Below are 15887 nucleotides of genomic sequence, written 5' to 3'. Positions count from 1 at the left end.
TCACCTCCCGCCCGTCGTGACTGTACCGTCCAGGGAGATCGCGAATCTTGGCGTGATCACCTGGGTGAGGTAGGCGTCGGACAGGTCACTGTAGAAGCCGATCTCCCGCATCCGGGTGGTGAACGCCTCAGCGTTCGACCGCAGAGCGGCCTGCTCCTCGAACCCAGGTGCGGGGAAGCCGTCGTCGGCGGGTAGCCGGTCGACGTGAAGCCCGTAGCGGGTGCGCAGCGTGTCCATGAACTCGTCCAGCCTCAACTGCTCGGTGTGGTAGGGAAAACGCGAGCGGGTGCCGCGCGGATTGGGCCGAAGCAGCGCGATCTGGACCAGGACCTCCATGAGCGCGCTGTCCATGACGAAGCGGCGGCGGCCCCGATGGGGCTGGGTGATGACCGCGCCGGGACGGTTCTTGAGCAGCAGCGAGTCGATGGTCTCGACGATGTAGTCGTAGTGGTACTTGCCCCGATATGCCATGATCAGTTCGATGTACTTCTCGAACGCGCCCAGCCCCATCCCCGCGCTGAGCAACGGACGGACACCTTCGGGCTGTTCGTCGATCGGGGTCTCGTCGAGGAGCGTGTCCATGCGCGAGGCGAAGAACCGCTCACGCCGTTCCCGGTACGCCTCGCCCGCGTACTGCAGCAGCTCGGCGACGGTGAAGAACCCTCGGGACGGCTTGGTGATCTCCTTGCCATCGGCGAGATGGTCGGCGAACTCGCCCAGCTTGCGTACCACGTAGCCCGCGCGCACGAAGCCGGGGATACGGCGCAGCCAGATGTCCGCGCTGTGCTCCGCGAGGGCGGCGACGGGGGTGCCGGGCACGCCTGCCGCGTCGACCAGCAGCCCCACCCGGAAGGGGCAGCTCCCGGGACCGTCTGCCGAAGCACCGGTGACCGAGGGGCAGTTCTCCGGTCCACAGGTGGGCTCGGCCGCGGAACGCCCGACGGCGGACGGCAGCAGTTTCATCGCCTTGAGCTGGCCGAGGGCCAGGTGGAACGCGAAGAGGATCTTCAGGTACTCGACCATGACGATACGTGGCAGCAGATCCTGCAGGGACAGCAGCCGCAGTACGTCGTCGGCGAGCAGGTCGGACTGTCCCACGCACAGCGGGGGCGCCGAGTACCAGCCCTTGACGCTCGCCGGGGAGTCCTGCTTCACCTGGCTGTTGAGGTGGAGCACAGCCTGGGTCTCGACGTCGACGCCGGCGCCGACCAGCTGGGTGCCCAGGGCGGGGTCGAGTCCGGTGAAGAAGAAAGCCCGGATCTTCTCCAGGGCCATCGTTCCGCGCCCGCCCCGTGCGTGCCGCAGCATCTCGTAGAGCTGGGCGTCAGCTCCGTAGGCGCGGGAGTGGTGGTGGTTGCGGAACTTGTACGTCAGCCCGTGGAGTGGGCGTAGCCCCGCGACCGCCTGGTTGGGCCTGCCTCGGTTGACCATGTCCAGAAGCTGGGTCTCGATCCAGCGCCGCGCGATGTCGGGAGAGTCCCGGAAACCCTGGAACTTCTCGGTGTGCTCCTCGGCCCGGAACTCGTCGACGAACTCGTTCGCCAGTGTCTTGCCCCGCACCATCTTGCTGGTCTGGCCGTTGTGGTTGACCCGCATCAGGAACCCGGTCAGGACACGGTCCATCTCGACGCGCTTGAACTCCAGGTAGGACACGCCAAGATGCCGGAATTCGCTGTCCCGCTTGCGCAGTACCATCAGTTCCCCCTGGTCGCGGCACCAGTCGGCGCACCCACCGGCCCGAGCCGGAGCGCTCCGTCCGGTAGCCGGGTGATCCGGTGCGGCACGCTGCCCGGTGCGGTGAGCAGCACCTCCTGGTACGAGGTGGCCGACAGCGCGTTCTTGAACACCGCCAGCGCGAGGTTCTGCCCCTGGCGGTCCTCGACCCCGGGCTGATGGCCGGAGTGCAGCCGGTCGAGGAGCTCGTACAGGTCCAGGCGGACCACCAGCTCCGCGCGGTGCTCGGCGGATCCGTCCGGTGTCCGTCCCCGGTACCGGACGACGATCTCGCGGGGGCTGGTCTCCACGTAGTCGGAGGCCGCGGGCCCGTCGACCTCGATCGTGAACCGGTTGGCGGGGAACAGCCGGTGGCTGTGAATGGTCCCACCGGGCACGGACCTGACCTGGAGTGCCAGCGCCCGTTCACCGTCGTAGAGGGCCCCGGGCAGCCCCTCACCCCGGTTGACCGCCTCGATGATCCGGTCCAGTTCCGCCTGGCCGGGTTCACCCGCGGCAAGGAGGTCCAGAAACGGTCCCCCCGCACGGTAGCTGAGCAGGGTTTTCCAGCGTTCGCCGTCCAGGCTCTCGAAGAAGAAGCGACGCCGGGCCGCAGCGAGGTAGGCGCGGTGCGCGGCGGCCTCCGCCGGGTCGGCCGATGGGGTTCGGGGCAGGGCCGCGAACCGATCGCCGAGCAGTTCCGCGTCATGGCTGCCGCGCTGGTCGACAGAGATCAGGCTGTGGCCGCCGTCCGGGCCCACATAGTCGAGCTTGCGGTCGAGCTGGGGGTCGGGCACGGTCGCGACGTCGAGTTCCCGCAGCTGGGTGAGGAGCCGGTCCTGTTCCTGCTCACCCTCGGTGTGCAGGCCCGCCCAGCTGGTGAAGTAGAAGCTGTCCAGACGCTCCTGCACGCTGTCGGGGCGCTGGTAGAGCGCATGGATCTGGGCACAGTCCCGGCCGGAGGTGAGCATGTAGGCCAGGGCGGAGCGCAGATCACGCAGGGTGATGTGGAGTCGTCCGCGCAAATGGGTCATCCGGTACAGGGCGGCGAGCCGCTCGGTGATCACGGGACCTGCGGTCGGGTGCGCGAAGCTCTGTGCGTTGTGTCGCGCGTAGCAGCGAGGCGCCAGATCACAGGAGCCGCAGCCGCTCCAGTGCCTGGGGTCGGTCATCGCCTGGACCATCCGGTGCAGGATGGAGTCCCCGTTGCCCGTGGGGTCGGCGACAACGTCTCGCGCGTTGAGGTTGACGACGGCGATACCGTGCTCGGCTCTGCCGCTCACCAGCCCCGGGCGGACGGTGTCCGCCAGCAGTGGGTAGCGGTCCGCGTGTGCCGTGACGAAGTCCGTCAGGCGCCCTTCGTTGACGGCGATCAGCCGCGTCTGGTCCTGCGGCCAGGCACCGGCGTCCGCGCCCTGGAACGGCGAGAGGAAAGCGTCGAGGACGGCGTCGTTGTCCTGGTGTCCCTCGTCCTGGCTGCCGTCGTGGTTGGTGTGGAAGGCCCGGCCCCGGTAGGCGAAGTCGTCGCCGTTGACGCGTTTCGCGCCCATAACGGCGTTCCGCTTGACCGCCTCGACGGCCAGTTGCTCCAGAAAGGCGGTCTTCCCGTCACCGGCGTTGCCGGTGATGACGACCAGCCGGTGTTTGCCCGCAAGGACGTCGTCCCGCAGCGCGGTGTCCAGGGCGGTGGCCACGTACAGCGGGTACTGTGCGGGATCGAGCCCGCGGGTGCCCGCGTTCGTCCGGGAGCTCTGGCTGTAGAGGGTCTGGAGGTGACCGACGAACGCGTTGGTGCCGTCCCGCCCGGCTCCCGTGGTGCAGGCCGGCTCGGGCTCAGGCCGGACCTGCTCGTCCTCCTGCTCGCCGCCACGCGTCCGACGGACCTCCCCTATGGCCCGTACGGCCGCCAGGAACGCTTCGGCGTCCGGGAACCGGTCGGCACGGCGCGGCCTCACCGACCTCAGCAGTACGTCGGCGAAGGCGCGGCTCAGGTCACCCAGGCCACTGATCCTGCGCGGGTCCAGCGCCTCCTCGTCCCTTGGCGGCTGCGCGCGTCCCGGCCAGGGATATGTTCCGGTCAGCGCGATGTAGGCGGAGACACCGAGGGCGTACAGATCGAGGTCGGCGAGTTCCGCCCGGGTGGGGCGCTGCCGGGGCACGGCGTCCGGGGCCTGGTAGCGCGGCGAGCCGAGGGTGGGGGTCAGAGTGGAGTCGACGGACACCGCCGCGTTGAAGTCCAGCAACTTCGTGCCGTCAGCGGTCCACAGCAGATTGCTGGGCTTGATGTCGCAGTGGTAGACGCCGTTGCGGTGCAGATGGCCGAGTCCGGCCAGACAGTCCTCAAGCAGCCGTACCACATCGGCGGCCCCCAGCCGGCGCTCACGCGTGGCCGAGGCCTGAAGGTCCTGCCCCTCCGCGAACTCCAACCGCAGATACGGGAATCCGCCCTTGGGCAGCCAGTCGGCATCGATGAGGCGCACCAGATTCGGATGCGGCGGCAGTCGGCGCAGAATCCCGTACTCGCCCTTCAGCCGGACACCGACCGAATCCGGATCACTGGTGATGATCTTCAGGACCTCGTCGGTGTCGTCGAGGGTGTTGAACACCTGGTAGACGACACCGAACTTGCCCTGCCCGAGTTTCCTGCGGACGTGGAATTTCTCGGTGAGCCGGAAGCCGGACGGCAGGTCCCGGTAGTTGTAGGGGTTCTCCCATTCGAAGGGTTCGTCGGCCGTCCCGGAAGCCGATGAGCCCGGTCCCCCTCCGCCGCCCCCGCTCCCCGAACCGCCGCGCACCATCCGCTCCAGCTCGGCGATCGCCTCCCGGGCGGTCGGGCGCAGCGCCGGATCCGCGGCCAGCAGCCGCCGGACCAGCTCCCGCACCTCCGGCGGGACATCGGCCCCGTCCAGGCTGTCGACCAGGCGGTTGCCGCCGGTCACGAAGGGCAGCTCCCCCGTGTGCAGTTCGTGGAAGAGCACGCCCGCGGCGAAAACGTCGGAAGCGGCGGAGAAACCTTCGGGTCCGTTGAGGCACTCGGGCGCGAGATAGGCCGCGTCCGCGCGCTCGTACGCGTCCATGGCCACGGTCCCGGCCCGCTTCTGCCCGGTGTGCGCGTAGTCGAAGCCGGTGATCATCGCCGTGCCGTTGCGCGCCACCAGAACCGTGTCCGGTGTGAGGTGGCGGTGCACCACCCGGTACGCGTGCGCCAGCGCCAGCCCGGCCAGCACGCCGGACATGATCCGCGCTCTCGCGTCCGCGCCCAAGGTGCCGGGCCCGCCGGCCATCCGTACCCGCAGCGCCTCGGCTTGCACGTCCTTCAGGACGACCGCGTAACCCGTCTCGTCCTCCAACGGCAGCACCTGCACACAGGGCACGATGTGCGGATTGGGCGGCAGCTTGTTGAGCGCCTGGAGCGGGTTGCCGATCCGTTCCCGCTCCCGGGTGTGCTCCTCTTCCGGCAGCAGCGGATCGACCGTGTGCACCTGGACGAGGTACGTGCCAGAGTTCGGCTGGTCCGGCTGCACCGCACGGTATACCGACACCCGGTCCTCGGCATCCGCCGCCGCCCCGGCCTCCGGCGCCGGATCCGCTTCGACGAGCGTCTCGACGGCCTGGTAGTGACCGAACCTGGGCAGTCCGGACTGCGGTCGCGACACGGCGCCCAGGGCGCGGGCGATGTCCTCGTGCAGCCCGGCGACCGGGAAGGCGGGCCCGACCTTGGACGGGCTGTGCGCGCGGAGAAAGGGAACGAGGTCCCCCAGCAGGACGGTGTTCCTCTCGTCCCGATTGTCGTGGTCGACCAGCTCCGCGTCGTCGAACGGGAGGATCACCAGCTCCTCGCACCACACCGAGCCGAGGGCCGCCGAGATGTGGGACTGCCGCAGCAGGTTCGCCACGGTCTTGGCGTGCTCGCGCAGCTTGCGCACCGGGCTGGGGAACGGCGCCCGCCCCTGCGGGAACCACCGCTTGCCCCGCACCTCGATTCGCCCGTGCGTGCCCTTGGTGTCCGCGATGTAGCAGGCCCGGTCGGTGAGGATCGCGAGGTCGACCTCGAAGCACTGACGGCCGCGGTATATCTCGAAGTTGGAGATCACGGTCCACTCGGCGGGGGCGCGGTCCCTGAGATGGCGCAACACCATGCGCTCGGCGTCGTTGACGGGCTCGCCGACCTTGATGATGCATGCCATGAGTCCCCCGGGTCCTGTCCCCTGCGGTCCGTTACGGCCAGGTGCGCGCGGGTGTGACGTGCGCGGCACTGCCACGTGCCAGAGTCACATTAGTACCAGGGGACAGCCACCCCTCCTCAATTAGGGTGATTGGCAGTCAGGTCGGCCATCGGGGAGGGCGCGTGTCGCACTCGTACTACATCCGCAATCTGCGCAGACGGCTCATCGAGCGCTTCGAGCCATTGATCGACATGCGCGACCAGTCGTGGCCCTCGGACCGCGACAAGGAACAGGCTCTGCTCAGCCGCTCGGTGGCCGCGCTCGCGGTCAAGCGGGAGACCGGCTGCGCGGACCGGGACGCAGCCGAGTCGATCATCGACGGGCGCCGGGACTGGGGCATCGACGCCATCGCCGTCGAGCCCGCGACCGCGCACGGCGTCCGCCACCACATCACACTCGTCCAGGCGAAGTGGAGCGACAAGGCCAACGCTGGCTTCGGACAGAGCGAGGTGGACCGGCTCTTCCGAGGCCTCGACTATTTGCTGGATCTGGACTTCAACCAGTTCAACAAGCGCATCGAACCGCATGTCGAGGCGCTGGAAAACGCTCTGGACAGCGGCTCCCCCAAGATCACCCTGCTCCTCGCCCTGGTGACCGACACCGACCTGCACCCGGACACCCGCACGTTGATCGACTCCGAGGTGAAGAAGCGCAATTGGGCGGAGGAGATGGTCGAGTGGCGCGTCCTCGACCTGCGGGGGCTGTTCCAGGAGATCCTCGGCGAACATGCCGAACGGAAGATCGACCTGGAGGCATGGATGGAAGGTGTCGGCCGGGAGGAGCACCCCTTCTCCGCGTACTACGGCACTATCTCCGCCGCCGAGGTCGCCGGCTGGTACGGGACCCATGACCGGCACCTGTTCGCCCGGAACATCCGCGACTCACTCGACACCGACGTCAACGAGAAGATCCGCGGCACCCTTCTCCAGGAGCCTGAAAACTTCTGGTACTTCAGCAACGGCATCACCCTGCTGTGCGACCGTATCCGCAAGAAGGGCAAGGGTGCGTTCGCCCCGGGCGCCGGGGCCGGGTTCGTCCTGGAGGGGGCCAGCGTCGTCAACGGCGCGCAGACGGTGAGCGCGATGTTCCGGGCGATGCAGCGGAACGCGGCCTCGACCCAGCGCGGCCGCGTCCTCATCCGGATCATCTCTCTGGAGAACTGCCCCGAGGGGTTCGGTGACAAGGTCACGCTCAGCACCAACACCCAGAACCCCATCGAGGAGCGGGACTGGAAGTCCCGCGACCCGATCCAGACGGGCCTGCGGGACGACTTCGCGCTGTCGCTCGGCCGCACCTACGTGGTGAAGCGGGGCGAGTCGGAGCCCGCCGCCGACAGCGGCTGCACCATGACCGAGGCCGCGATCGCCCTCGCCGCGACACACCGTCGCCCGGAGCTGGCGGCGAAGGCCAAGCGGGACGACTCCCAGCTCTGGGAGAAGCCGAACTACCAGGAGATCTTCGGCAGAGACATCAACAGTGCGCCGACCGCACACCGGGTATGGCGGTGCGTCCGGCTGGTGCGCGCGGTCAAAGAGGCGTTGGAGAAGCTGAGCGACAACCTCTTCGGCCGCGCGGCCAGTACGGCGAGCAACGGCGACCTCCTGATCAGCCATGTCGTCTTCCGGAACCTGGAGACCGCCGATCTCGACGCCGAGGACACAGAGTGGGAGTCGAGGCTGGCACAGGTTCCCGAACTCGTGGAGCGGACCCTGGGCTGGCTCGTGGCCACGATCGAGGCGACGTACGGCCGCAACAGCCAGATTCTGACGACGATGCGCACAGCGGAACGCGTGCGTGTGGTCGCGCGCCGTGTCCTGGCGGAGATGGCCTCGGGAGCACCCACCCCGGACAACGCCGACTACCGCGTGGAGGAGCGGGTCCAGGGCAAGCCCGCCCGCTCGACCAACGCGGTGAGCCTCCTCGTCAAGGCCGAGCGCATCCCGGTCGGTTCGGTACTGGAGTTCCGTCCGGTTACCCGGCCCGACCGTCAAGGCCTGTCGGCCTGGCTCGCCGAGAACCCCGAGCGCGCCCGTGCCACCTGGCGCAACAGTGCGGCCAAACCGCTGGTCTGGTCCGCCGACGGCCAGTCCTACGCGCCCAGCACCCTGGTCCGCAAGATCCGCACGGAGGCCATGGGTAACAACCAGCAGGTCCAGGGAACCCTGTACTGGCACATCCCGGGCGAGGGGTCCCTGGTCGACCTGGCGGCGGAGCTGCGGGCCGAGGACGAGTTGAACGCGGGCGACTAATCCGCCCGCCCGTTCGCCGACCCCGGTGACCTGGCGTCGGGAACCTCACCAGGGTGGTCCCGCCCGACCGGAACCACCTGGTCCGGCTCGGTGGTCCACTCCAGACCGCCGCCGACCGGACGGAGGAAGGCGAGGCGTCGGGCCGGCCGGGCGGCGTGGGGCCCCGGCCGCACGGCGGCGGGCTGGTAGAGCAGTACATCCCTCAGCGTGCCCTCGCGCCCGGTCGCCCCGTCCCGGACCAGGCTGCCGACGGGCATGCCGGGGAGACCGGCGGGCGGGACGTACGCGTTCGGCTGCTCGCTCTCCGGGGACCCCATCACAGGACCTCCCCCCGGCTGCGGGCGTTGACCTGGGCGATCTGCGAACTTAAGCCCTCACTGGCCGGGGCTGGTTCGACGTGCTCGGGCCGCGCGACCCACTCCAGACCACCACCCTTGGGACGGAGGTGCACCTGGCCCGGGGTGCGCTCCATCACGACGCCGTAGCGGTTGCGGACCGTGTCGTAGGCGAGGTCTCCGACAACGGGGAAGGGCGGGGCGGATGGGGCGTTGTTGTCGGGGTACTGAGCAGCGTCCATCGAGGTTCTCCGTGAACAAGGGGGTCTGCGAGCGGTGGAAATCACCGTTCGTGTCGTTATCATCGCCGTCCGTCGCTACGCTCGACAGGGATGTCCCGTCCCCTCCGGGGACCTGGAACAACGGGAACAGGGAGGGCCGCACGGATGACGGCTGGCGCACGTGACCTCGAACCCGCGTGCTCGGCGAGGGAGTTGTACGGCACCGAGCTGCACCGGCAGCGGCAGCTGGCCCGGATGTCGCTGGACCGCCTGTCGGGCGTGGTCAACTACAGCAAGACGCACCTGCACGGGGTGGAGACGGCGGAACGGCTTCCGCTGCCGCCGATCTCGGAGAAGCTGGATGTGGCCTTCGGGACGGGGGAGTTGTTCCAAGGGCTGTGGGGGGCTGTCAAGCGGGAGCACACGCCCAGGCGGTTCGACCACTGCTTGGAGTTGGAGGCCAAGGCGGTACGGATTCAGGCGTACGGCGCCAGCATCATTCCTGGGCTGCTCCAGACGGGGGCGTACATGCGCGCGCTGTTCCCCGAGGGTGAGCCGGGCTTGAGCCCCAGGGAGCTCGACAGCCGGGTGGCGGCCCGCCTGAGCCGTCAGGAGGTCCTGCGGGGCGACAATCCACCGGATTTCTGGTGGATTCTCAACGAGGCGACTCTACGGCAAGCCGTAGGGGGCCCGGCAGTAATGCGTGAGCAGCTCGCGGCACTGTTGCCGCTGGTGGACACAGGCCACACAACGATCCAGGTCGTCACCTTCAAGGTGGGCGCGTGCGCCCTGATGAACGGCACACTCATCCTGCTCACGCTCCCGGACGGCTCTACCACCGTGTACCAAGAAGGCCCCAGGAACGGAGAGAGCTTCGACGACCGGGAGACCGTCATGCGACGCATGCGAGAGTACGATCGTATGAAAGCCTGCGCCCTGTCGCCAAGGGAGTCCGCAGCGTTGATCGAAGCGGCGATGGAGACATTCGAGCCATGCGAGCCACCCCAGACCTGAGCACCACCCACTGGCGCAAGTCCTCCTACAGCGGAAACCAGCAGGGGGACGAATGCGTCGAGGTAGCCGACGGTGTCTCGGGCCTCGTCCCCGTCCGCGACAGCAAGACACCCCTCGCTCCCGTCTTGGTCTTCACGCAGGACGCCTGGGGCGCGTTCCTCGCCGCGCTCAAGCACGGCACGGCACCCACCGTCTGACACCTGCGCTCACGCCCCGGTCCGCAGCGGGCCGGGGCACGTGGCCCATCCGGCCTGTTCCCTCAGCGCACGCGGAACAGCGCCCCCGTGTCCCAGAACCGCCCGGCCCAACCTCAGCCAGCCGCACTGTGCTTCAACACAGCACGCTCCAACAGCTCCAGAGCCCTGTCTTCCTTCCGGTCGGCCTCATCACGCTTCCGGTAGGCGGTGCGGATCGTCTCCGCGATGCGTTCCCGGTCGGGGGCGGTAAGGACAGGGACCGGAATCTGGGCACGCAGCACCTCATGAATGTCCTGCTGCTTCCCGCCAGTGGACATGGAACGCAAGACGCGGAACATGGCCTCGGAGCGGAGAAAGGCGAAGAGGTAGGCGCCGGGAATGTCCGGGGTGCCCGTGACGACCCGGAGAAAGTGCTGGGTGTACACGTACTCAAGCCACGATCCGGTGACGAACATCGCGCGGCAGAAGACCTCGTTCTCGCCAAGCGTGCCTTGCGAGGGAATCATGACTGTCTCATCTTTGGCAAAGATCCCCGGTGGAGCTTGGCTCGGGCTGATCCAACGCCCCTCGGGCCGAATCCAGAACCCTTGTCTCTGCCCGATCAAGCAGACTGCACCGTGACCCGACTCGGCATCAATGCGCTTGAAGCGCACTCCGGAGCCGAGCTGCCCCCCCCTGCAAATCTCACCAAGCGTCACATGGTCAACGTCGCGCAACTGCTTCAAGATCCGCTCGGCCCTGGGCTGAAAGTTGAGCGCGCGCAACGTCGTGGACGTCAACCCCCGCTGCACAAAGTCAAGGTCATCAGCCCTGTCGTCATGCCATCGCAGGTCGATCAGATCCTCAAGCCCCGCCGTCTTGAACAGGTCCTCAGTCGCCCCGACCGACCCCGTCTGGAACTCGGTCCGCAGCGTGGCCGCTTCCTCCACCAGGTCGTGGATCTCCTGTTCCACCGCCGGGTCGAAGCGCGGGACCGGCAGTCCTGAGATGTGGTGCGGTTCGATGTGCTGAATGATCGCGCCGTATGCCTGACTGGCGACGATGGGAACACCGAAGCGGCTGCGCAGGAAGGTGTTGAGGTAGCCGGGCGGAATCCGCTCCGGATTCGGCTGGACCTTCATGACGTGCTGGGAAGACCAGATACCTGCCATGTCCTCGCGGACGTAAGACATCCGACCGATCGTCCCCGAGCAGGAGATCAGCGTCATTCCGGGCTGGATCTCCAGGTACGGAAGCTTCTCCGCCACCTTGGCCCGGCTCAGCAACGGCAGATGCGTCAAGTCCGCTTCCATCATGTCCGTGCTACCAAGAAACGGCACCGCGTGCGCCGGATCGGTGACGTACACGCGGCTGAACTTGGGTCCGTTGAAGATACCTCCGCCGTGACCGGCAGTCAGCTCACCCAACCTGTCCTTGTGGACCGGCAACCGCTCCAGCAGCATGCGCGCCTCGAACGCCCCCGAAAGATACGGCGCCGCATCCATCCGCAGCCCCTGCTCACGCAGCCAGCTCAGCCGTACCGGATTCTCCTTGGACGCGATCTTCACCGCGCGTACTCCGTCCTCGTGTATACCGTCGTCGGCTCGGCCGGGAACCAGTCCGCCAGCGTCGCCATCAGGTGCTGGAACGACGCGTCCGTGCAGCGGCGTACGGACGGGACCGCCTCCGCGAAGCGCCGGAAGATGCCGTTGCTCATGTCGCCGACGTACTTCCTCTTGTGCAGGTACTCGACCGCGGCCTTCGGGTCGTCGGGCTTGGGCTTGTCCGGAGCCCATAGCCCGGCCTCCTCCAGCACCTGGCGCGGCGCACGGTCGTCGCTCTTCGGCCGCCAGACAAGGGCCTTCTTGATGACCTCGACATGGTCCGACCAGAACCAGTTCTCCAGCTCCGGTTCGATGACGACGGCCGCGAACTGCGGCCAGTCGTCCTCCAGTTGTGCGCCGATGCGCTTGTGGATCTCGTCGACAGGCAGCGGGTTCTCGTACGCGTGGTCCAGGACCACGATCGCGCGCCGGTACTCGCCCCGCCAGGGCTGAAGCAGCGCGCCCGACCGTAACGGCAGTTCCGCATCGTGATGGGGCGCGAGCTTGATGTCTCGCCTGGCGTCGAAGGCGAACGACGCGCAGCCCAGTTTGTGGCCGAAGTCCTGCCTGCCCAGGAAACCGCCGATCATGGCCTTCATGCCCTGGTCGGCGACAAGGAAGACAAGGTCCCGCTTGGTGGACTCATCGACGGGCTCGCTCGCCTGTCGCGGTACCCGGTCAACCGGCCCGTTCCCCCGCGCGGCCCGCCGCGCAGCGGCCTTGCTCATTCGAACACCCCCGTCGCGAAGAGCGTGCCCAGGTCCAGATCACCACGCCAGTCGGCCAGACGCGGGTGCCGGTCGCCGCGTACGACGGTGACGGCGCCGGTGTCGTGGTCAACGCGCGAGGCGAGGATGTCGGAGAGTTCGGCGTTGGCCAGGACGAGAGGCGACTGCGTGGCCACCAGTACCTGGCTGTCCCGTACGGCTTGCAGGGCCTGCATGACGATCTCGATGGCCTGCGGGTAGATGCCGTTCTCGGGTTCCTCGGTGACCAGGAGGGCCGGCGGGTCGGGCGCGAAGGCGAGCAGGGTCAGGGCGAACACGCGCAGGGTGCCGTCGGACAGGCCGGAGGAGGTGACCTGGTGGCCGCCCGCGTAGGTCACGCGGAAGTACGCGTGGTGATCGTCCTCGCGCTCGACGACGTCGATCTCCTCGATCTGCGGCAGAGCGATCCTGACGAGGTCCACCCAGGCGTCGTACAACTCCTTGTCCTCGCGCTGGAGGCGCAACGCCAGCCAGGGCGTGTTGCGGCCGCCGGCGTCGAGCTGAGGCGTACGGCCGGCGGGCTGGGCGGCCTGGCGGAGCGAGGCCCAGTCGGGGGCGTAGGCGAGCGTTCCCTCGCGCAACAGACCGCGGAACCACAGGGCGGCCGGGAACTGCGCCGCGTCGAACGGCACGGTGTCCAGGGCCAGCCGGCTCTGCGGGCTCTGCCAGCTCAGCGGGGGCTGACCACCAATCTCCGAGGTGAAGCGCGCCACCGGGCCGCCGGTGCGGGCGATCACCGGGCGCCACTCCTCCTCCCAGACCCACCGGACCCGACGGCTGCCGCCCCGCCCGGTCACCTTCTTCTCGTCCGGGTCCTCGAAGGCCCGCTCTCCCGGTACCGGACGTACCGGATGGTCCTCGGGGAAAAGCACCAGGTACTCCCCGGAGATCCCGATTCCGCGGCCCTGGTCGAGCGGGGCGAGGTGGAGCTCGTACCGCAGATGCGTGGGAAGCGGGAGGCGCGGGTCACGGGTGGCTTCGGCGATGACCTCGGTGACCTCGGTGGGAAGCCGCGCCTCCAGGGCAAAGCCGAAGCCTCCCTCGCGACCGCGGTGCGCGGGCTCGGCAAGGGACTGGGCGCGCGGGGGCCGACCGGTCCGGGGGGACGGCTGCAGGAAGGCGTCCTCGATCCGCTCGGCGCGCATCAGTTCGCCGAGCAGGACCGGGATGTCGAGCAGGGTGCTCTTGCCCGAGCCGTTGGCCCCGGCCAGCACGTGAAAGCCGGACAGGTCGACGGCGAGATTCTCGAAGCAGCGGTAGTTGTACGCCTCGATACGGGTGATCATGCGCCCGCGTTCCAGGGGAACTCGTGCTGATACCGCTCGGCGAACTTGTGGTAGGCCTCGGCGATCTTCGGCAGGTCGTTGTCGATCTTCTGCACGCTGCGCCGGATCTCCCGCGGTACCTCGACACCGCCGATCCGCAGGATCTCGCGCTCCACCTCTTCCTCGGTCACCACCTCGCCGTCCGGAGTACGCACATAGACCTTGTTCCCCCGCCGGTCCACCCCGACCTTCTCCGCGACCGCCATGAACACCGGGTAGTCGGCGGCCCCGTACTCCATCTCCTCCTGCCGCTCCTGGTCGGTCTTGCGGCGCAGGAAAAGCAGGGTGGTGAGGATGTTGACGTTGGCCTCGGCGATGAAGGTCTCGACGGGGAGCTCCACGCTGCCCAGGACCCAGCACTGGTCGAGGATGAAGCGGCGCACCGCCTCGTCGGCGGGGCCGGGGTTGGACAGGATGCCGTTCGGCAGGACGATGCCGATGCGCCCGCCGGGCTTGACCCACTCCACGGCACGCTGTACGAACAGCCTCTCGGGGGAGACAGCGGTCGCCCCCTCGCCTCTCGTCAGCTCCCCCTCGTTGTTCTTCGCCCAGGTGTAGGCCACGCCGTACTGGCCGCCGCGCTGACGAAAGGTGTTGAGGATCATGTCCTCGGAGACGGGGATGTCCGAGCCGAACGGCGGGTTCGTCATCAGGACGTCCACCGAGCCCAGCCTTATCTGCGGGAAGCCGTACGCCTCGTCGTTGCCCGGCAGATGGCCGTCCGGGAACGCGAGCGAGTCCATCTGGAAGGCGTGTCCCGCCGTGTCCGTGAGGGTCATCAAACTCATCACGGTGGCGCGGCGCAGGAAGGGATCGAAGTCGGCCCCGAAGAGGTGCTCGTCCGCGTAGGTGGCCAGGCGCCGACGGTAGTCGGCCATCTGCCGGGCGAGATCCTGGGCGTTGGTGAAGGTGCCGTTCTCGGCCTTCTGCCACTTCCGCAGCAGATGGTTCAGGGTCTCCCGCAGGAAGCCGCCGGTACCGCAGCAGGGGTCGAAGACGGTCTCGTGCTCCTGCGGATCAAGGATATCGACGACCAGCTTCACCGCTTCGTTGGGCGTGAAGTACTGGCCGCGGTCGCCACGCAGGTTGTCCCCGACGAGTTCCTGGTACGCGACGCCCTTGGCGTCGATGTCGGTCGTGCCCAGGTCGTACGGCGCCAGCTCACCGACGATGAAGGTGAGCGCGGGGACGGACAGCGTCAGCTCGTCGCGGTGGTCGAAGAGCCCTTGCTTCTTGTAGAAGTCCTTGACCTCGTGGAAGAGCTTCTTGACCCGGGCCGCCACCTCGGGACTGCCCGCCCTGCGCTGGGCACCGGTGGCGGTGGTCTCGGTCCTGACCAGGTCCTCGATGTCGATGCGGAACCGCGGTTCGCGACCGTGCTCGCGAACCATGCGTTCGTCGTAGATCTTCGCGAACAGGACATAAAGGAACTGCCAGAACGCCGCGTCCTTGGGCAGTCCCTCGTTGCCGTGGATGTAGTTGTGGCAGCGCCGGAAGGCGAAGCGGAGCATGTATTTGTCCGCGCGCCGGATCTCCGCCAGCGATGACGCATCACGGGCGGCGTCGAAGGCCGTATCGTCGCCGCGCGGCCAGTTCGGCAGGGGCCGGAAGCGAGGCTCGAACCGGATCTCCCGGCCCTCGTCGTCCTTCTTGAGCCGCTCCACGAAATACAGGTCGATGTCGTCGGTCCACAGGCCCAGATGGCACTGCGGCCCCACCACGCTCATCAGCGACTGGAGTTCCTCAATGTCCTTCGTCGCCTGCTCATGCGTGCGGATCTTGGTGACGGTGCGGCCCGTCCGGGGGCGCGGCTTGGTGATGACGATGCGACGCAGATATTCCAGTCGGTGCGGCTTGTCGGGCTCGAAGACAGCGATGCTGACCTTCTTGCGACTCTTGCGGGTGCCCTCACCAGCCGGGATCTCGATCACATGGTCCCGCGCCATGTCGTCCGGATTGATCCCGTATTGGTGTACGAGAACCCGGGCAATGTGCTGACGGACCTTTTCGGCCTCGGTCAGCTTAAGAATGTCGCGACCCGTGATGTAGTCGATCGTCTCGTCGTCTCCGAGTGCACGCGGCGGCGACGCACCCTCGGACCGCTTCTTGGGCTCCTCCGGCACGGAAAATCCAAGACCCAGCTGCTCGTCCGCCATATTCGCCGTCTACTCCGTCCCGACTTCCACCACGCCCGACCTGTGCTCTGCGACGGGCCCGTCCACTGTGCGAACCCACCTTACGGCGTGGCGCGAGGCAG

Annotated in this window: 11 protein-coding genes; 3 read left to right on the top strand and 8 right to left on the bottom strand. The window is 68.1% G+C overall.

Annotation, left to right across the window (positions count from 1 at the left end; all coding sequences use genetic code 11):
- Entirely contained in the window at positions 1 to 1695 is a 1695-nt protein-coding gene (locus tag ASC60_RS09650; protein WP_055548967.1) for a hypothetical protein, read from the bottom strand.
- The gene (locus ASC60_RS09645) at positions 1695 to 5900 is read right to left on the bottom strand and encodes a protein kinase (protein WP_055548965.1); all 4206 of its coding nucleotides are present in this window, start codon (positions 5898 to 5900) and stop codon (positions 1695 to 1697) included. Before ASC60_RS09645 ends, ASC60_RS09650 begins: the two co-directional genes overlap by 1 nt.
- A 161-nt stretch (positions 5901 to 6061) precedes the next feature.
- Between ASC60_RS09645 and ASC60_RS09640 the strand changes: the two genes are divergently transcribed.
- Positions 6062 to 8188, top strand: a complete 2127-nt coding sequence (locus ASC60_RS09640; protein ID WP_055548963.1) for an AIPR family protein — start codon at positions 6062 to 6064, stop codon at positions 8186 to 8188.
- Here ASC60_RS09640 and ASC60_RS09635 read toward each other — a convergent pair.
- Positions 8185 to 8505: a hypothetical protein gene (locus ASC60_RS09635; protein WP_055548961.1), complete on the bottom strand. Its 321-nt coding sequence runs from the start codon at positions 8503 to 8505 to the stop codon at positions 8185 to 8187. The genes ASC60_RS09640 and ASC60_RS09635 overlap by 4 nt on opposite strands.
- On the bottom strand, positions 8505 to 8765 hold the full coding sequence (locus tag ASC60_RS09630; protein WP_055548959.1) for a hypothetical protein: 261 nt from the start codon (positions 8763 to 8765) through the stop codon (positions 8505 to 8507). The genes ASC60_RS09635 and ASC60_RS09630 overlap by 1 nt, the downstream gene beginning before the upstream one ends.
- A 144-nt stretch (positions 8766 to 8909) precedes the next feature.
- On the opposite strand from ASC60_RS09630, the gene ASC60_RS09625 reads away from it, so the two are divergent.
- Entirely contained in the window at positions 8910 to 9758 is an 849-nt protein-coding gene (locus ASC60_RS09625; RefSeq protein WP_055548957.1) for a DUF5753 domain-containing protein, read from the top strand.
- Complete coding sequence (locus ASC60_RS09620) at positions 9737 to 9955, top strand: DUF397 domain-containing protein (RefSeq protein ID WP_055548955.1); 219 nt, start codon at positions 9737 to 9739, stop codon at positions 9953 to 9955. Before ASC60_RS09625 ends, ASC60_RS09620 begins: the two co-directional genes overlap by 22 nt.
- A 113-nt stretch (positions 9956 to 10068) precedes the next feature.
- Here ASC60_RS09620 and ASC60_RS09615 read toward each other — a convergent pair whose 3' ends face one another.
- The 4 genes from ASC60_RS09615 to ASC60_RS09600 are packed head-to-tail and all read right to left on the bottom strand — an operon-like array spanning position 10069 to position 15786.
- A complete protein-coding gene (locus ASC60_RS09615; protein ID WP_055548953.1) occupies positions 10069 to 11502 on the bottom strand; it encodes a hypothetical protein in 1434 nt (477 codons plus the stop codon).
- Positions 11499 to 12266 (bottom strand): hypothetical protein, encoded by a 768-nt coding sequence (locus ASC60_RS09610; RefSeq protein ID WP_055548950.1) that lies wholly within the window; start codon positions 12264 to 12266, stop codon positions 11499 to 11501. The genes ASC60_RS09615 and ASC60_RS09610 overlap by 4 nt, the downstream gene beginning before the upstream one ends.
- Complete coding sequence (locus tag ASC60_RS09605; protein ID WP_055548948.1) at positions 12263 to 13591, bottom strand: AAA family ATPase; 1329 nt, start codon at positions 13589 to 13591, stop codon at positions 12263 to 12265. Before ASC60_RS09605 ends, ASC60_RS09610 begins: the two co-directional genes overlap by 4 nt.
- Positions 13588 to 15786 carry an N-6 DNA methylase gene (locus ASC60_RS09600; RefSeq protein ID WP_055548946.1) on the bottom strand — a complete coding sequence of 733 codons (2199 nt, stop codon included), beginning with the start codon at positions 15784 to 15786 and terminating at the stop codon, positions 13588 to 13590. The genes ASC60_RS09605 and ASC60_RS09600 overlap by 4 nt, the downstream gene beginning before the upstream one ends.
- Positions 15787 to 15887: the final 101 nt, after the last annotated feature.

The organism is Streptomyces sp. NBRC 110028 (assembly GCF_001417735.1).
Lineage (GTDB): Bacteria > Actinomycetota > Actinomycetes > Streptomycetales > Streptomycetaceae > Streptomyces.
The sequence above is the reverse complement of the archived record's forward strand: the minus strand, read 5'-3'. Positions and strand labels throughout refer to the sequence as shown.